Here is a 14,926-nt window from a genome sequence, read left to right as displayed (position 1 = left end):
ATGCGGATCCTGGTGGTCGACAACTACGACTCGTTCGTCTTCAACCTCGTCCAGTACCTCGGCCAGCTCGACACCGAGTGCGTGGTGCGCCGCAACGACGAGATCACGCCGGCGGAACTCGGCGACCTCGGCGTCGACGGCGTGCTGCTGTCCCCGGGGCCGGGCACGCCCGAGGCGGCCGGAGTGAGCATCCCGATGGTGCGCGAGTGCGCCCGGCGCGGCACCCCCCTGCTCGGGGTGTGCCTGGGGCACCAGGCGATCGGCGTCGCGTTCGGGGCGACGGTCGACCGCGCGCCGGAGCTGCTGCACGGCAAGACCTCCCAGGTCCACCACGACCGCGTCGGCGTCCTCGCGGACCTGCCGTCGCCGTTCATCGCGACCCGCTACCACTCGCTCGCCGTGGAGGAGAGCACCCTGCCGGCCGAGATCGAGGTGACCGGCCGGACCGACAGCGGCGTGGTGATGTCGCTGCGCCACCGCGAGCTGCCGCTCGAGGGCGTGCAGTTCCACCCCGAGTCGGTGCTGACCCAGGGCGGCCACCTGATCCTCGCCCGCTGGCTCGATCAGTGCGGCGACGGTGGCGCCGCACGCCGGCTGGCACCCGAGCTGTCCGCCGAGGTGGAGACGCTGCGGGCTGCCGCCTTCGCCTGAGCCGGCCGGTAGGTCGCCGTGTGCGGGTGTGGGTTCCGCGGAACCTCGCTGTCGGGTCCCGGTCCCGGTCCGGGTCCGGGTCCGGGCCGGGGTCCGGCATCGGCGCCGGGCCGGTTCGGGTTCCGCCGAACACCGTGACCGTCTTTCGGTGTGCCGGCTCGTCTGTCGGCTTGTGTCAGCTCGTCTGTCGGCTTTGGTTTCACGCCGAGGTTTTGGGTCCGTGGTTGCGGGGTGGGCGGCCCCACCCCAGTTGATCTTGGTCGGGTTCCTGTCGGTGGTGGGTGGGACGATGCTCGGGTCCGATGACCGACGACACCCCTGGCCCGGTGATCATGATGAGTGCGGTTCCCGCGTTCCCTCTGCCCCCCGCTGCGTCTGCTTCGTCTGCCGTGTCTGCCCTGGTGGGGGTGGATGTGGAGACTGCTTCGTTGGGGGAGGTGGAGGAGGTGGTGTGCCGATGGGCGGGGCGGATCGCGGCGGCGACGTGTGGCTGGTTGGTGGCGTTGGCCGCGTTCGATCGGCGTGAGGGCTGGTCGGGGATCGGGATGGGATCGTGCGCGCACTGGTTGGCGTGGCGGTGTGGTCTTGGTCTGCGCACGGCCCGGGAGTACGTGGCGACCGCGCGTGCGTTGGAGGGTCTGCCGGCGATTCGGGCGGCGTTCGCGGCGGGGACGTTGTCGTATTCGAAGGTGCGGGCGGTGACCCGGGTCGCGGACGCGTCGACGGAGCAGGTGTGGTTGTCGCATGCCCGGTTCTGCACCGCGGGGCAGGTGGAACGGCTGGTGCGGTCCTACCGGCAGGCCCGAGGGGATCAGAAGGTGCGGCGGGCCTCGCGGCGGTTGTCGTGGCGGTTCGACGACGACGGCATGCTCTGCCTGCAGGCGGTCCTGTCCGCAGACGAGGGCGCCCAGCTGATCGCCGCCCTGGACGCGGCCCGGGCCAGTCTCGACGACACCACCCCCCTCGGCTCCACCGAGGCCACGACCGGCGACGCAGGGTCGGACGACGCAGGGTCGGGTGATGCCGGGTCGGGCGAGCTGCCCGCTGATGGGGAGAGTGTGGTGACCGCGCGGGATCGCCAACGCGACGCCGACGCGCTGATCGCGTTGGCCGACGGTTTCCTCGACCGGTCCGCTCCCGGTCTGACGACCCCTGGTCACACCCTCACCGTGCACCTGACCACCCGCCCCACCGGCGACACTCCGACCGCCGACGCCTCCCCGGCTGTGGGCCCGCAGGACAGCGCTGCGGTCGGCGACGGAGGCTCGGGCGACGCGACGGCGGAGGGCGTCGCGGGGCTGCTGGGGGTGCCGCGGATCGGGATCGGGGCCTGGGCGCAGATCGACGGCGGGATCGGGTTGCCGCCGCAGGTCGTGGAACGCCTCGGCTGCGACGGGCTGATCCGCGCGCTGCTCACCGACCCCGAGGGCAACCCCCTGCACCTCGGCCGCCGGCAGCGCCAGCCCGGCCCGCGGCTGCGCGACGCCGTCTACGCCCGTGACCAGGGCCGCTGCCAGTACCCCGGCTGCGGACACACCCGCTGGTTGCAGATTCACCACCTGTCGTGGTGGATCCGCGGGGGTGACACCGACATCGACCGGCTGCTCCTGCTCTGCTCCGCGCATCACCGCGCCATCCACGAGGACAACATCAGCCTCCGCCGGACCGACGACGGCACCGTCACCGCACACCCCTCCGACGGCCGCACCCTCACACCCGCCCCACCCGTCCTGGCCGGACCCGACCCCGCCGGCATCCTCGCCCGCGCCACCCGCCACATCGACCCCGCCGCCATCCACACCCGCGACGGCGGCCGACTCAGCTACGACGACTCCCTCCACGCCATCCTCAGCCGCACGGTCCGATAACCCACACTCTGATAACCGGCACGTCGAACCGGCACGTCGAACCGGCTCAGTCCGCCCGGCCCGCCGAGTTGCCCGGGCGGGCGAGGGTCAACGACCCGTCGTAGGCGGGCATCCTGACGTCCGCGACCTCGTCGACGCGGTAGCCCAGCCGGTAGGCGGCGACGTACTGCTGGTAGATCGCGATCTGCGGGCTGTCACGAAGCGCCGCGTGCAGGGCGGCGGCGCCGCCGATCGCGGTGATCCGGAACGGCGGTGAGAAGACCTCCCCATGCAACAGCAGCGTGTTGCCCACGCACCGGACGGCCGTCAGGGCGGTGACCCGCCGATCCATAATCGTCATCGCCTCGGCACCGCCGGCCCAGAGCGCGTTCACGACCGCCTGCACGTCCTGCTGGTGCACGACCAGGTCGTCCGGCCCCGGAGCAGGGATCCCCGCCGGATACGGACCGCGGCGGTTCTCGCGCGGCGCGTCGTCGAGCTGCACGGTCAGCGCCGGCCCGTGCACCGGCGCCAGCCCGGCGGCCTCCGCCAGTCCCGCGGCCGGCCCCTCGCCGGCTCGCAGCGACCTGCCCGGCTCCATCGTCGAGTCGGTCGCGGTCGAGTCGGTCGCGGTCGAGTCGGTCGCGACGGCTGCCACGGGCCGACGGGATTCCTCGGCCACCGCGTCGCGCCGCGCGGCGACCCGCTCCGACTCGTTCCCCACGACCTCGGCGATGCCGCCGGGCCCCAAGGCGACCGCGGCCGGGGAGTCACGCAGTCCGTCCGGATCGGCGAAGGGTCCGGCGCTGGCGGCGGCTGTCCCGGCCAGCAGGCCGAGGCAGCACACCAGCCCGATCGCCGTCAGCCGCCGAGCTCGCCGGCGCTCCGCCCGCCCGCCGACCATTCGCCCGACCCCGACCGCCCGACCTGCGCGGAACACCCGGCTCACGCTCGCCATTCGACGCCCGCTGCACGCCCAACCCACCATGGCGTCGGCCTCTCCGACGCGCCGGGCGGGCGGCGCGTCCGCATGTCGGCGGATCGTCGGTCGGCGGCGCACGGACACGCCACCAGTGGCCCGGCCAGGCGATCCGTCCGCCGCGTCGGTGGTATCGCCTCTTGCCGCAGGCTACGCGGCCGGCGACACCCGCGATGCCACGTCGCGGCGATCGCCGGGCTCCGGTCGCCGGGAGAGAATCCCGCACGTCGGTACGCAGCCGGTGTGTCCACAGTCCCGCCGTCTAACCTGTTGCCCGCCGTCTAACCTGCTGCCCGCCGTTTACCTGCTGCCCGCCGTCTAACCTGTTGCCCAGCGCGGGACCGCCACCCGCCGAACCGGGAGGGCGGCGGCGGTCGCCGCTCGTCCACGCACGGCCAGCCGAGGAGTCCCGCAGTGCCCGAGTCACGACGTCGCAAGCCGAAGAAGCCGACGCCGAGCGTCAACGCCAACCAGACCCGCCGCAGCAGGCCGCCGTCACCGCCCTGGTTCGGCGGGCTCATCCTGGCCTTCTTCCTCATCGGGATCGCCTACCTGCTCGTGTACTACTTCTCCAACGGCGGCGTGCTGGGAATGGAGGGGTTGGGCGGCTGGAACATCCTCATTGGGTTCGGCTTTGTCGTCATCGGTCTCGCCGTGTCGACCCAGTGGCGCTAGCCGGATATCTGTCGAGCCGGCGGTCGTTCCGGCCGGTGCCCCGGACTCGCTCGGCCGGACTTCCAGCGGTGTCATTTATCCACAACCGTTGTCCACAAGTGTGGATATCCACCCCCGCACGTCACTGACGAAAAGCGACCGCATGCGTACCGATCGTCAACTCATCGCCGGAACGTCCCCCTTCGAGGCAACCATCGGGTTCTCCCGGGCTGTCCGGGTCGGTGACCGGGTGTTCGTCAGTGGTACGGGCCCCGTCTGGCCGGACGGAACGGTGGCCGCGGACGCGCAGGCGCAGGCGCAGGCCCGGCGCTGCTTCGAGCTCATCGGCGCCGCGCTGACGCAGGCCGGGGCGAGCCTGCACGACGTCACCCGCACCCGCATGTTCCTCACCGGCGCGCAGCACGCCGCGGCGGTGGGCGCGGTCCACCGGGAGCTGTTCGCGGCGATCCGTCCGGCCGCCACCATGGTCGTGGTCGCCGGCCTGCTCGACCAGCGTTGGGTCGTCGAGGTGGAAGCCGAGGCGACAATCGGGATTGGGTAGGGCTTCGGTTGTGTCAGCGGGCGAGGACCGCGGCACGCAGCCGGGACACGGTGCCCTCGGCGTCGTCGGCGTCGTCGGCACCGATGATCAGCCGACGGAACTCCCCGCCCGGCCGGACCTCGACGACGACCGCCGGCCGCCCCCGGTAGACGGCGGCGAAGGCCTTGCCGTCCCGGGAGCGCCACGTGCCGAGGGCGATCACGCGCGGGATTCCGGTTCCCGGCAGCCGCCAGCCGCAGAGCTCGGTGAACGGTTCCGGTGCCGGGCGGACGTCGAGGATTTCGTCGAGGGACACAGAGACATCGCCGCGTAGCGCGCCGAGCCGCTCCAACCCGCTCATGACGACCTCGACCCGCTTGTCCTTGACTTCCAGGCTTGCCACGCCCCCACGTTAGTGCCACAACCACCATCGACGCCGCGAATACGGCCGAGGCTCAGGTGGCCGAGACTCAGGTGGATGGGGACGGGCGGGCGTACGCCTCGGCGTCCTCGGCCCGGATCACGTACATCACGGCGTTGATCAACGCGAGGTGGGTGAACGCCTGCGGGAAGTTCCCGAGGTGGCGGCCGCTGTTCGGATCGATCTCCTCCGCGTAGAGGTCCAGCGGGCTGGCCAGGCTCAGCAGCCGCTCGCAGAGCTGGCGGGCCCGGGCCAGCTCGCCGATCTCGACCAGTGCCGACACCAGCCAGAACGAACAGATCAGGAAGGCGCCCTCCTCCCCGGCGACGCCGTCGTCGGTCTCCCCGGTGCGGTAGCGCAGCACCAGGCCGTCCTCGGTCAGCTCGTCGGCGATCGCGAGCACGGTCGCCTTCACGCGTTCGTCCGACGCGGGCAGGAATCCCAGCAGCGGGATCAGCAGCAGCGAGGCGTCCAGCGCCTTCGACCCGTAGTACTGGGTGAACACGCCGCGGTGGTCGACGCCGGAGTCACAGACCTCCGCGTGGATCTCCTCGGCAATCGCCTTCCACCGCACGGCTGTCTTCGCGTCGCCGCGCATCTGCGCAAGCCGGCGGCCGCGGTCCAGCGCCACCCAGCACATCATCTTCGACACGGTGAAGTGCTGCGGCGCCCCGCGAACCTCCCACATCCCGCGGTCGGGCTCCTGCCAGTGCGCCGCGGCGGCCTCGACGAGACGCACCAGCACCGGCCACAACCGCTCGGAGAGATAGTCGCGTGACTTGGTGTGCAGGTAGACCGAGTCCAGCACGACACCCCACACGTCGTGCTGGCGTTGCAGCGCGGCGGCGTTGCCGACCCGGACCGGCGAGGCCCCCTCGTAGCCGGAAAGGTGACCGAGGATCTCCTCGTCGATCCTCGGTTCACCGCCGACCCGGTACATCACCTGGATGTCCTCCTCGTGCTCCGCGACGTCGGCGATGAACGAGAAGAAGTCGTTGGCCTCGTAGTCCAGGCCCAGGGTGTACAGGCCCCACAGCGCGAAGGTGGAGTCCCGCAGCCAGCTGTACCGGTAGTCCCAGTTCCGCTCGCCGCGTGGCGTCTCCGGCAGCGAGGTGGTGGCTGCGGCCAGCAGTGCGCCGGTCGGCGCGTAGGTCAGCCCCTTCAGGGCCAGGGCGCTGCGCTGCAGGTGACGCCGCCAGGGATGGTCGGGGAACATCCCGCGCGAGAGCCACTGCCGCCAGAACTCGGTCGTGCGGTCCACCGCGCCACAGGCCTGCAGGTAGGTGTCCGGCAGCAGCGGCTCCTCAGGGCGCCAGGTCAGGGCGACGAACGCCGTGTCGCCCTCCCGCAGGGAGGTGCGGGCCAGGGCGCGCCGACCATCGAAGCCCAGCCGGAGGTCGGTGCGCAGCCGCAGGGTGATGTTGCTTCCGCTGTTGGAGATCACCCCGGAGGAGTAGTCGTCCTCCTCGTACTCCCAGGACTCCGCCTGGCGGCCGTAGTCGAAGTTCGGCTCGCAGACGAGGCTGAGGTCGACCGAGCCGTGCTCGCAGCGGGCGAGGCGCAGCAGCACGTGGTCGGCGTCCCAGTCGCTGGGGGTCCGCCGGTGGGTGTTGGAACGCTTGTGGGTGCGATGCCAGCGGCCGACGACCAGGCAGTCGGTGACGATGAGCCAGCCGTTCGGCGTCTGCCAGGTCGTCTCCAGAATGTTCGTCCCGGGCAGGTAGCGGCGCCCGGCCGGGATCTGCGTGCGGTCGGGGCCGAACCGGAAGCCACCCGCCGAGCGGTCCAGCACCGAGCCGAAGACGCTGGGCGCGTCCGGCCGCGGCACGCACATCCACTCGACGTTCCCGCTGGGGGCCACCAGGCACGTCGTCTCGCAGTCGGACAGGAATCCGTACTCGGCGATCGGCGGGAACGGACTGCCCCCGCTGCGTCGCACCGGCGAATGTGCCACCCGTACCCCCTGATCACGATCTGCCACGGCATCTCTCACGCCATCGCCACCTCACCGAGGTCAATACAATGAGTGTTGATGAGATAGCGAATAGTAGCCGCTACTCAGCATGGTGCAAGCACCTCGGCCACCTGGCAACTCGGCGCCGATCTCCATCGCCCGCGCCGACCGCGGCCGCCTGGGCGGGATGTGGTTGCGTGGTGGCGTGACCACGCAACCCACCGGGTCCGGGGAACCGCCCGGCGCCGACCATCCGCCGACGTCCGCCGCATGGTCGCCGCCGCTGTGGCGGGTCGGGCTCTACGCCCTCGCCGGCACGGCGGCGGCGCTGGTGGCCGCCGTCGGTCCGCTGGCGCAGCGGGTCGGCTCGCTCGACGCCGCCGGCCGGCTGCTCGTCGGGGTACTCGCCGCCGGCCTGTGGGTGCTGACGCTGCGCGACCTGCTCGCCCGGCCGACCCTGCGGGTCTCCCCCGCCGGGCTCGACCTCGTCGATGGCCTGCGCCGCCGGCACCTGCCCTGGGCGGCGGTGCTCCGGGTGCGCGCCGGTACCCTCACCCACAATCGGCGCGCGGTGCACCTGCGCACCCTCGAGGTGGAGACGATCGACGGCCCGATCCTGCTCACCCGCCGCCAGCTCGGCACCGATCCCGGCCCGGTCGCCGAGCACGTCGAGGAGATCCGACTCCGGCTGGGCTGACCAGCCACGGCCGAGGCGGGCTGGCCGAGGCGGGCTAGATCAGCGTCGAGGACTTGACGGCCGCCGCGACAAACAGCAGCGCGATCATCCCGACGACGCCGCCCGCCTGCACCCACGCCCGCCGCGGGGGTACGTAGGCGTAGATCAGGCCGACGATCACACCGGCCGCGAGCCCGCCGAGGTGGCCCCACTTGTCGATACTGCTGAACGAGAAGGTGATCAGCAGGTTGATCCCGAGCACGATGAGGATCTGCCGCGAATCGACCCGCAGCCGACGGGCGATGACGTAGTAGGCCGCGAAGAAGGCGAAGATCGCGGTGGACGCGCCGACCGAGGCCGTGGACAGTCCGCCGAGCAGGTAACTCAGTGTGTTCCCGCCGACCGCGCCGGCCACGAACAGGCCCAGGTAGCGGACCCGGCCGAGGATCGCCTCGAGCTGGAAGCCCAGCAGGTACAGCGCGTACATGTTGAACAGGATGTGCAGCACGCCCGCGTGCAGGAAGGCCGCGGTGAGCAACCGGTAGTACTGGTCGTCCGCCGCGATCCGGAAGCCGATCATCGCGAAGTCGTCGGTGAACCGGTTGCTGGTGTCGCCGCCGGCGAGCCCCGGCGCCCCCTGAAGGATGTACGCGACCACGCACAGCCCGATGAGGATCTGGGTGACCAGCCCCTGCCGGGCGAGCTGCGCCCGGCCGCCGAGGGTCGTACGCGGCTCGCGCTCGCGCGGGGCGATCCGCCCGCCCTCCGGACGTCCCTCCTCCGGGCAGTGGAACCCGACCGCCGCCGGCCGCATGCAGTCGGGGCAGATCGGCCGGCCGCAGCGCTGGCAGGAGACGTAGGTCTCCCGATCCGGATGGCGGTAGCAGTGCGGAATCGACGACCCCTGCGGACCTTGCGCGGGCGAGGGACCCGGTGCGGGCGAGGGACCCGGTGCGGGCGAGGGACCCGGTGCGGGCGAGGGACCCGGTGCGGGCGCGCCGGGTGGCGGGATCCAGCCCGGGTGGCCGGCCGGCGGGCCGATGGCGGGCCGCCAGCCCGCCCCGGCCGGGCCGGAGCCCGCGTCGCCCGCGGGTCCGCCCGGCTCCGGCGGCGGCTGGGTCATCGCCCGACCCCATGAGTGCGGCTGGATCGCACCCGCCGCGCCCCCGCGCACGACCGGCCGGCCGGCGGCACGTCCGGTGTTCTCATGGTCGTACTCCCCCGGAGTCGGGCCCGGCCGGACCGGTCAGGCCGGCCGACGGTCGATGACGATCTCCTGGATCACGATGTCGGACTTCGGGCGGTCCTGCGCGGCGGTCGGCGCCTTGGCGATCGCGTCGACGACGTCGGTGCCCCGGGTGACCTCACCGAAGATCGTGTGCTTGCGGTTGAGCCAGTCGGTGGGCGCGACGGTGACGAAGAACTGCGAGCCGTTCGTGCCTGGCCCGGCGTTCGCCATCGCGAGCAGGTAGGGCTTGCTGAACGTCAGGTCGGGGTGGAACTCGTCGGCGAACTGGTAGCCCGGGCCCCCGCGGCCGGAGCCCAGCGGGTCCCCGCCCTGGATCATGAAGTTCGGGATGACCCGGTGGAAGATCGTGCCGCTGTACAGCGGGGTTCCGGTCTTCTTGGCGCCGCTCGCCGGGTCCGTCCAGTCCTGCGTCCCGGTCGCCAGCCCGACGAAGTTGCGGACGGTCTTGGGAGCGTGATCGGGGAACAGACGGATCTCGATATCCCCCTGAGTCGTCCGCAGCGTCGCGTACAGCTCCTCGGCCATGAGCCTCTCTTCTCTTCAGGTCTGGGTCGATGTCCGGTCAGACGGCGCCCGAGCCGGACCCGATCGTATGCGCCGGGCGCAGCCGACGTTCCGCACCGCCCGCATCGGCATGCACCGCGTGACGGGCCTCTGCACAGCCCAGGCATGTCACGCAGGTCGGCGTGACACGCCTGCGGGGGGCCGGCGCGTTGGAGAGGGCCGCCAACGGGGTACGGCACACTGCACAGATCTTGACCGCCCGCGACCCCCCGCCACGATCTCGGCTCCAGGGAAGGACGCCATGAGCACCACCATCAAGGACCGTATTTCGCACGTCACCGAAACCGCGCCGGTCAGCGGGCTCTCCGACGCGGCGAAGCACGCCGCCGACCGGGCCGGTACGGTCGCCCACCGCGCGGCGAGCATCGCCGGGGAGACCGCCGGCACCGCCGCGTCGGCCACCCGGGAGGCCGGGGTGACCGTGGCCCACCGGATCTCCGACGTCTCCGGCTCCGCGACCCGCGGCGGGACGGCCGTCCCGCGCGTCGCGAGCAAGGCTGCCGGCAAGGCCGCGGGGAAGGCCGTCGCCGTCTCCGGGCGGGCCGGCCGGCGGATCGAGAAGGCCCGCTCCCAGGCCGAGCTGTCCGCCGAGCGGGCCCGCGCCGCCGCCGAGCTGCGCTCGGAGCGGCAGCGTTCACGCAAGGCCGTGGCCAACGAGGCGAAGGCCCGCGTCCAGGCCGACAAGGCCCAGGAAATCCTGGAGAAGCGGCTGGCCAAGGCCGAGGGCAAGCTCGCCCGGGTGCACCGCCGGCGCCGCCGCGGCCTGCTGACGCTCGTCCTGGCCGGAGCCGGTGCGGCGGGCGCCGTCGCGGTGCGCCGTTACCTGGCCCAGCAGGACAACCCGACGGTCACCGCGGAGCCGGCGCCGATCGGCGGCACGACCGGCTCGGTCGCGGCCACCGATCGGGCGAGCGGCCGCGCCCCCTTCGACGACCGCCTGGCGAGCTCGACGAACAGCCTCGAGGAGATGCCGGGCGTGGACACGACGTTCGGCGAGCCCAGCCGGCCCCGCTGAGGCACGCGGCGGCGGCATCCGGCCGGCGGGGTTCGAGTCCGCCACGCGCCGGTTCCGCCGCCGGCGTCCGCCCCTGGTCACCGGCCCGGCCGTGTGTCCGTCCGGCCGGCCGCCCGGGGCGGGCGCGGGCGAGCCGGCGACCGGTCAACGGCGCGGCGCGGCGACCGGATCGCCGATGCGGTACGCGCCCGGGGCGTTCACCGGCACGGCCGGGCGGGCCGGCGGGCGGGGATCGACCCGCCGGTAGGGCTGGCCCAGCGTCGGACGGGGGTCCGCTTCCCCCTTGTTCGGCCAGAATGACATGGCCCGTTCGGCCTGCGCGGTGATCGTCAGCGACGGGTTCGCCCCGAGATTCGCCGAGATCGCCGCGCCGTCGACCACGTGCAGGCCCTCGTGCCCGAAGACCCGCTGGTAGGGATCGATCACCCCGCTGGACGGGTCCGCGCCGATCGGCGCGCCGCCGAGGATGTGCGCGGTCATCGGGATATCGGCGATCTCGCCGACGGAGCCGCCGGGGTAGCCGCCGATCCGGGCCGCGATCCGGCGGACGGCGTCGTTGCCCGCCGGGATCCACGACGGGTTCGGATCTCCGTGGCCCTGCCGGCTCGTCAGCCAACGTAGGCCGAACGGGCCGCGCCGCAGGGACACGGTCAGCGAGTTGTCGCGCGACTGCATCACCAAAGCGATCATGGTCCGCTCGGACCAGCGCCAGGGCAGCCCCATGGCCACCGCGTGGTGCGGGCGGACCAGCAGCTCCCGCAGGTACTTCAGCCAGCGCGGCACCCGACCCCCGCCATCCGTCATCGCCGCGCTGATCAGGGCCATCAGGTTGCTGCCCCGGCCGTAGCGGACCGGTTCGACGTGGGTCTGCGCGTCCGGGTAGAACGACGACGTGATCGCCACTCCGCGGGCGACCCGGCGGTCCGGGCGGAACCGCGTCGCGCCGAGGATCGACTCGGAGTTCGTCCGGGTGAGCTCGCCGAGCCGGGGCGACAGGGCGGGCAGGTCGCCGCGCTCACGCGCCGAGAGCAGCAGACGCTGGGTCCCCAGGGTGCCGGCGGCGAGCACGACCTGCCCCGCGGTCAGCGTCCGCCGCCCGCGCCGGGGCACCCCCGGCGTCCGGACCGTGTCGACCTCGTACCCGCCGTCGGACCGCGGGCGGATGGCCGTGACCGTGGTGTCGGGCAGGACCCGCGCGCCGGCCCGCTCGGCGAGGAACAGGTAGTTGCGGTCCAGCGTGTTCTTCGCGCCGCGGCGGCAGCCGGTCATGCACTCGCCGCATTCGATGCAGCCCGTGCGGCCGGGCCCGACCCCGCCGAAGTAGGGGTCGGGTACCCGGACTCCCGGCTCCTGCCGGCCGCCGCGGCCGAAGAAGACCCCGACCCGTGCCGGCGCGAAGCTCGGACCGACGCCCATCTCGTCCGCGACCGCGTGGAACACCTCGTCGGCGTAGGTCGTCGTCGGGTTCGCGGTCACCCCGAGCATCCGCTCGGCCTGCTCGAAGAACGGGGCCAGCTCGGCGCGCCAGTCCGTGATGCCGCGCCACTGCGGGTCGGTGTAGAAGGCGTCGAGCGGCCGGTACAGGGTGTTCGCGTAGACGACCGATCCGCCGCCGACCGCCGTCCCGGACAGCACGATGACCCGACCCAGCCAGGTGATCTTCTGGATGCCGTGGCACCCCAGCCGCGGCAGCCACAGGAACCGGCGGATGTGCCAGTTGTTACGCGGCAGCGTCCGCGGGCTGAACCGGCGACCCGCCTCGATGACGAGGACCCGGTAGCCCTTCTCCGCGAGGCGCAACGCGCTGACGCTGCCGCCGAAGCCGCTGCCGACCACGATCACATCCGCGTCGAGACCATCGCCGGATCCGCGTTCCGCCATGCTGTCACCTGCCGCCGTCGACGCCGGCCTCCCATGATGACCCACCGACCGGCCCGCGCAACACCGCGCCGAATCCGGTCAGGCCGCGCCGTCCGCCGCCTGCTGCCGTTCCCGCAGCCGGGCCTCCCGCGCCGCCTGGGCGGCTCGCTCGATCGCCTCAAGGGGAGGCCGCGGGATCTCCACCGGCGGTGCCTCGGTCTTCGCGGCCGCGGAGCGTTTCGGCTCGGCCGCGGCCGGCCGGCCGACGCCGCGACCCGCCCCACCCGTGCGGTTGAACCGACCCTTGGGGGACGGGGCTGACGGCGACTTCAACTGGTCGGCCCGGCGCTCCCGGCAGGAGCGGCACTCACAGTCGGTCGAGGCCCGCGGCAGCCGGTCAAGGCGCCAGGACAGATTGTCGATCTCGTCGCCGTCCCCGACCAGCACCCCGGTCTGGATGATGTGGACAAGGTGCAGGGCCAGCGTGACCGGATCCCAGTTGTCCTCGTCGAAGATGATCTGCAGCTTGCCGAAGATCTCCAGGAAGTCGGAGGTCGGGCGGCGCATCGCGTTCGCCAGCACGTTGATCACCTGGGTCGCGGCGAGAGTCATCGGCGCGGGCGGCGGCGGGGGCAGCGGAACCGTGGGCGCCGGGGCCTCGCCCGACGTGGCCTCGTCCGCCACCTCCTCGTCCGCGGCCTCTTCGTGCACGTGCGCGGCCTCTTCGTGCGCGGCCTCTCGCCGAATTTCGTCCGCGGTCGCTTCGTCCACCAGGGGCCGCGCGGCGGGCGCCTGGTGCGCCGTGGCCTGATCCGTAGGCTCCGCAGCGGCGGGCTCGGCGGAGATCAGGTCGGTCACGGCGGTGGCGGTGGGCGCGGTGGGCGCGTCCGTCGGCTGGTACGGATGGTCCTCGCGGTGCCAGTCCTCGGGACGCTGATGGGGCTCGGGACGCTGATGGGGCTCGGGACGCTGGGCGGCCTCGGGAACGACGGGGCCACGATCGCGCGAGGGCACGAGGTCGACGACGAAGCCGCCGGCCCGGTCCTGCGCCTCGCTGCCCACGGTTGCCATCTCGCGCTCGCGGGTGCGGCGCCGCGCGGCGCCCTTCGGGTGGGAGCCGGCACGGCTACGGCGCCCGCGGCGGCGGCCCGACTCGCGCGAGGATTCCTGGGTGCTGGCGGCCTCGGCGCGCGTCTCGTCGGTCGACTCGACGGGCGGCTCGACCAGGCGGACGAGACCGGCCCGGACCATCGAGTCGGGGATGCTCAGGGCGAACCGGGTTGTCCGGCCGGCGGCCGGCCGCGCCACGGTGGTCAGCCAACCCTGCCGGCGCAGCAGGGAAACCTGCCGCTGGACGTGGGTCCGGCTGTAGCCGGTCTCCTCCCGCAGGGTGATCAGCCCGGGGCCGCTCACGGCCGCACCGGCGGGGAGGAACTCCGGCGCCTCGGCGATGTGGCACGCCAGGGTGCACGCGACGAGTTTCGCCGCGGAGGGCATGGATGCGCGTAACACGGCCCGTTGCCATCCGCTGCGGTCCGCGATCAGAGTTCCCGGCTCCTGCACCGCCTGAACCGAAACCAGAGCACCGGGGATGGTGAGCTGGATCGTGTCCGGCGGCACAAGCCTCCTTCCCTCGGCTGGGTCACTCGATGCTGGCGGACTGCCCGGACCCGATGTGGTCACGGCCGGCTGTCCGGGGATCAGCCCCACCGGAACGGGCTCGGTGGGACGAGAGCGGGTCGACGTCTGTTCAGGCACCGTACTCCGCACCGGGTCAAGCGGCTCCCGTGGAGGGCCACCACGGTCACATGAAGAGGACATGACTCCATCACCGCCGTTGGGTAGTCGTGGTGTGACAGAAACATCAAACATCGCCCGACTGCTTCCAAGCAAAAAGATGGCGACGCGGCCACGAAAGGGCCACACTGGGGCATCCAAATGGCGAGTTCGAGCAGCCGAAAAATTCGGCAAATCAAGCCGCCGATGACAACCGGTCATCGATTTGATCGGTTTCTTTCGGCCGCGCCCCGGCTTTCCGACGAGAGAGCAGGGGTGACCGTGGGCACGAGGCCTTCGGTGCCACACCCAGGCCCCGCGACACGCCCGACTCCGGTTCGCCCCGCCGCCCGGGATCCGCCCGGCGGCACCTCGCGCCGGCCGCCCGTCCCGGGCCGCCCCCCGGACCACCGCGCGTCGCGCGCGCAGACGACCGGATCTGGCCGGGCGCGGCGCCCGACGTCGAATCAGCCCTCTCATCGGCCATCCCCGGCCTGCCGGGGATGGCCATTCACCAGCGGCCCTCCGGCCGCGCTCCCGACGCCGCCACGAGCCGGACGGGCCGGCCGCGGCCCCAGGCGCCCCGAGGACGCAGCGGCGGCGGCGAGGCGGTGGCAGTGCCGGCGGCGGGAATGCCAGACACCTGAGCGACGCATCCCCGCAACCGCCGAGGCCGTGGCGAACCAGCCGTCCCGTTGGCGGCCGGCAGGGCCGATAAAGCCCCACCCGCCGGCGAATC

At 72.9% G+C, this 14,926-nt stretch carries 13 protein-coding genes; 6 read left to right on the top strand and 7 right to left on the bottom strand.

The genetic code is table 11. The features are described from left to right. Both FF36_RS16930 and FF36_RS16925 read left to right on the top strand, forming a co-directional pair. Window positions 1-651, top strand: coding sequence for an aminodeoxychorismate/anthranilate synthase component II (locus FF36_RS16930; RefSeq protein ID WP_044886101.1), 651 nt, complete (start codon window positions 1-3; stop codon window positions 649-651). Window positions 652-1,079: 428 nt separating this feature from the next. Further along, window positions 1,080-2,519: an HNH endonuclease gene (locus FF36_RS16925; protein ID WP_370657200.1), complete on the top strand. Its 1,440-nt coding sequence runs from the start codon at window positions 1,080-1,082 to the stop codon at window positions 2,517-2,519. Window positions 2,520-2,565: 46 nt separating this feature from the next. Here FF36_RS16925 and FF36_RS16920 read toward each other — a convergent pair whose 3' ends face one another. Then, complete coding sequence (locus tag FF36_RS16920; RefSeq protein ID WP_422615097.1) at window positions 2,566-3,438, bottom strand: DUF881 domain-containing protein; 873 nt, start codon at window positions 3,436-3,438, stop codon at window positions 2,566-2,568. 453 nt (window positions 3,439-3,891) lie between these two features. On the opposite strand from FF36_RS16920, the gene FF36_RS16915 reads away from it, so the two are divergent. Continuing rightward, the gene (locus FF36_RS16915; RefSeq protein ID WP_044886061.1) at window positions 3,892-4,152 is read left to right on the top strand and encodes a cell division protein CrgA; all 261 of its coding nucleotides are present in this window, start codon (window positions 3,892-3,894) and stop codon (window positions 4,150-4,152) included. 142 nt (window positions 4,153-4,294) lie between these two features. After that, window positions 4,295-4,693, top strand: coding sequence for a RidA family protein (locus FF36_RS16910; protein ID WP_044886060.1), 399 nt, complete (start codon window positions 4,295-4,297; stop codon window positions 4,691-4,693). A gap of 13 nt (window positions 4,694-4,706) precedes the next feature. On the opposite strand, the gene FF36_RS16905 is transcribed toward FF36_RS16910, so the two are convergent. Further along, the gene (locus tag FF36_RS16905) at window positions 4,707-5,075 is read right to left on the bottom strand and encodes a hypothetical protein (protein ID WP_044886059.1); all 369 of its coding nucleotides are present in this window, start codon (window positions 5,073-5,075) and stop codon (window positions 4,707-4,709) included. A 67-nt stretch (window positions 5,076-5,142) separates the two neighbouring features. Then, complete coding sequence (locus tag FF36_RS16900; protein ID WP_044886058.1) at window positions 5,143-7,047, bottom strand: glycoside hydrolase family 15 protein; 1,905 nt, start codon at window positions 7,045-7,047, stop codon at window positions 5,143-5,145. A gap of 205 nt (window positions 7,048-7,252) precedes the next feature. On the opposite strand from FF36_RS16900, the gene FF36_RS16895 reads away from it, so the two are divergent. Beyond that, complete coding sequence (locus tag FF36_RS16895; RefSeq protein WP_044886057.1) at window positions 7,253-7,744, top strand: PH domain-containing protein; 492 nt, start codon at window positions 7,253-7,255, stop codon at window positions 7,742-7,744. A 34-nt stretch (window positions 7,745-7,778) separates the two neighbouring features. On the opposite strand, the gene FF36_RS16890 is transcribed toward FF36_RS16895, so the two are convergent. Together FF36_RS16890 and FF36_RS16885 are read right to left on the bottom strand one after the other, a co-directional pair. Further along, window positions 7,779-8,846, bottom strand: a complete 1,068-nt coding sequence (locus tag FF36_RS16890) for a rhomboid family intramembrane serine protease (RefSeq protein ID WP_236705299.1) — start codon at window positions 8,844-8,846, stop codon at window positions 7,779-7,781. A gap of 123 nt (window positions 8,847-8,969) precedes the next feature. Beyond that, window positions 8,970-9,497, bottom strand: a complete 528-nt coding sequence (locus FF36_RS16885; protein WP_044886055.1) for a peptidylprolyl isomerase — start codon at window positions 9,495-9,497, stop codon at window positions 8,970-8,972. A 280-nt stretch (window positions 9,498-9,777) separates the two neighbouring features. On the opposite strand from FF36_RS16885, the gene FF36_RS16880 reads away from it, so the two are divergent. After that, window positions 9,778-10,551 carry a hypothetical protein gene (locus tag FF36_RS16880; protein ID WP_044886054.1) on the top strand — a complete coding sequence of 258 codons (774 nt, stop codon included), beginning with the start codon at window positions 9,778-9,780 and terminating at the stop codon, window positions 10,549-10,551. A 144-nt stretch (window positions 10,552-10,695) separates the two neighbouring features. On the opposite strand, the gene FF36_RS16875 is transcribed toward FF36_RS16880, so the two are convergent. Together FF36_RS16875 and FF36_RS16870 are read right to left on the bottom strand one after the other, a co-directional pair. After that, a complete protein-coding gene (locus FF36_RS16875; RefSeq protein WP_044886053.1) occupies window positions 10,696-12,432 on the bottom strand; it encodes an FAD-dependent oxidoreductase in 1,737 nt (578 codons plus the stop codon). 78 nt (window positions 12,433-12,510) lie between these two features. Next, complete coding sequence (locus tag FF36_RS16870; protein ID WP_044886052.1) at window positions 12,511-14,031, bottom strand: hypothetical protein; 1,521 nt, start codon at window positions 14,029-14,031, stop codon at window positions 12,511-12,513. Between the last annotated feature and the right edge of the window lie 895 nt (window positions 14,032-14,926).

This window comes from Frankia torreyi (assembly GCF_000948395.1).
GTDB classification, from domain to species: domain Bacteria; phylum Actinomycetota; class Actinomycetes; order Frankiales; family Frankiaceae; genus Frankia; species Frankia torreyi.
The sequence above is the reverse complement of the archived record's forward strand: the minus strand, read 5'-3'. Positions and strand labels throughout refer to the sequence as shown.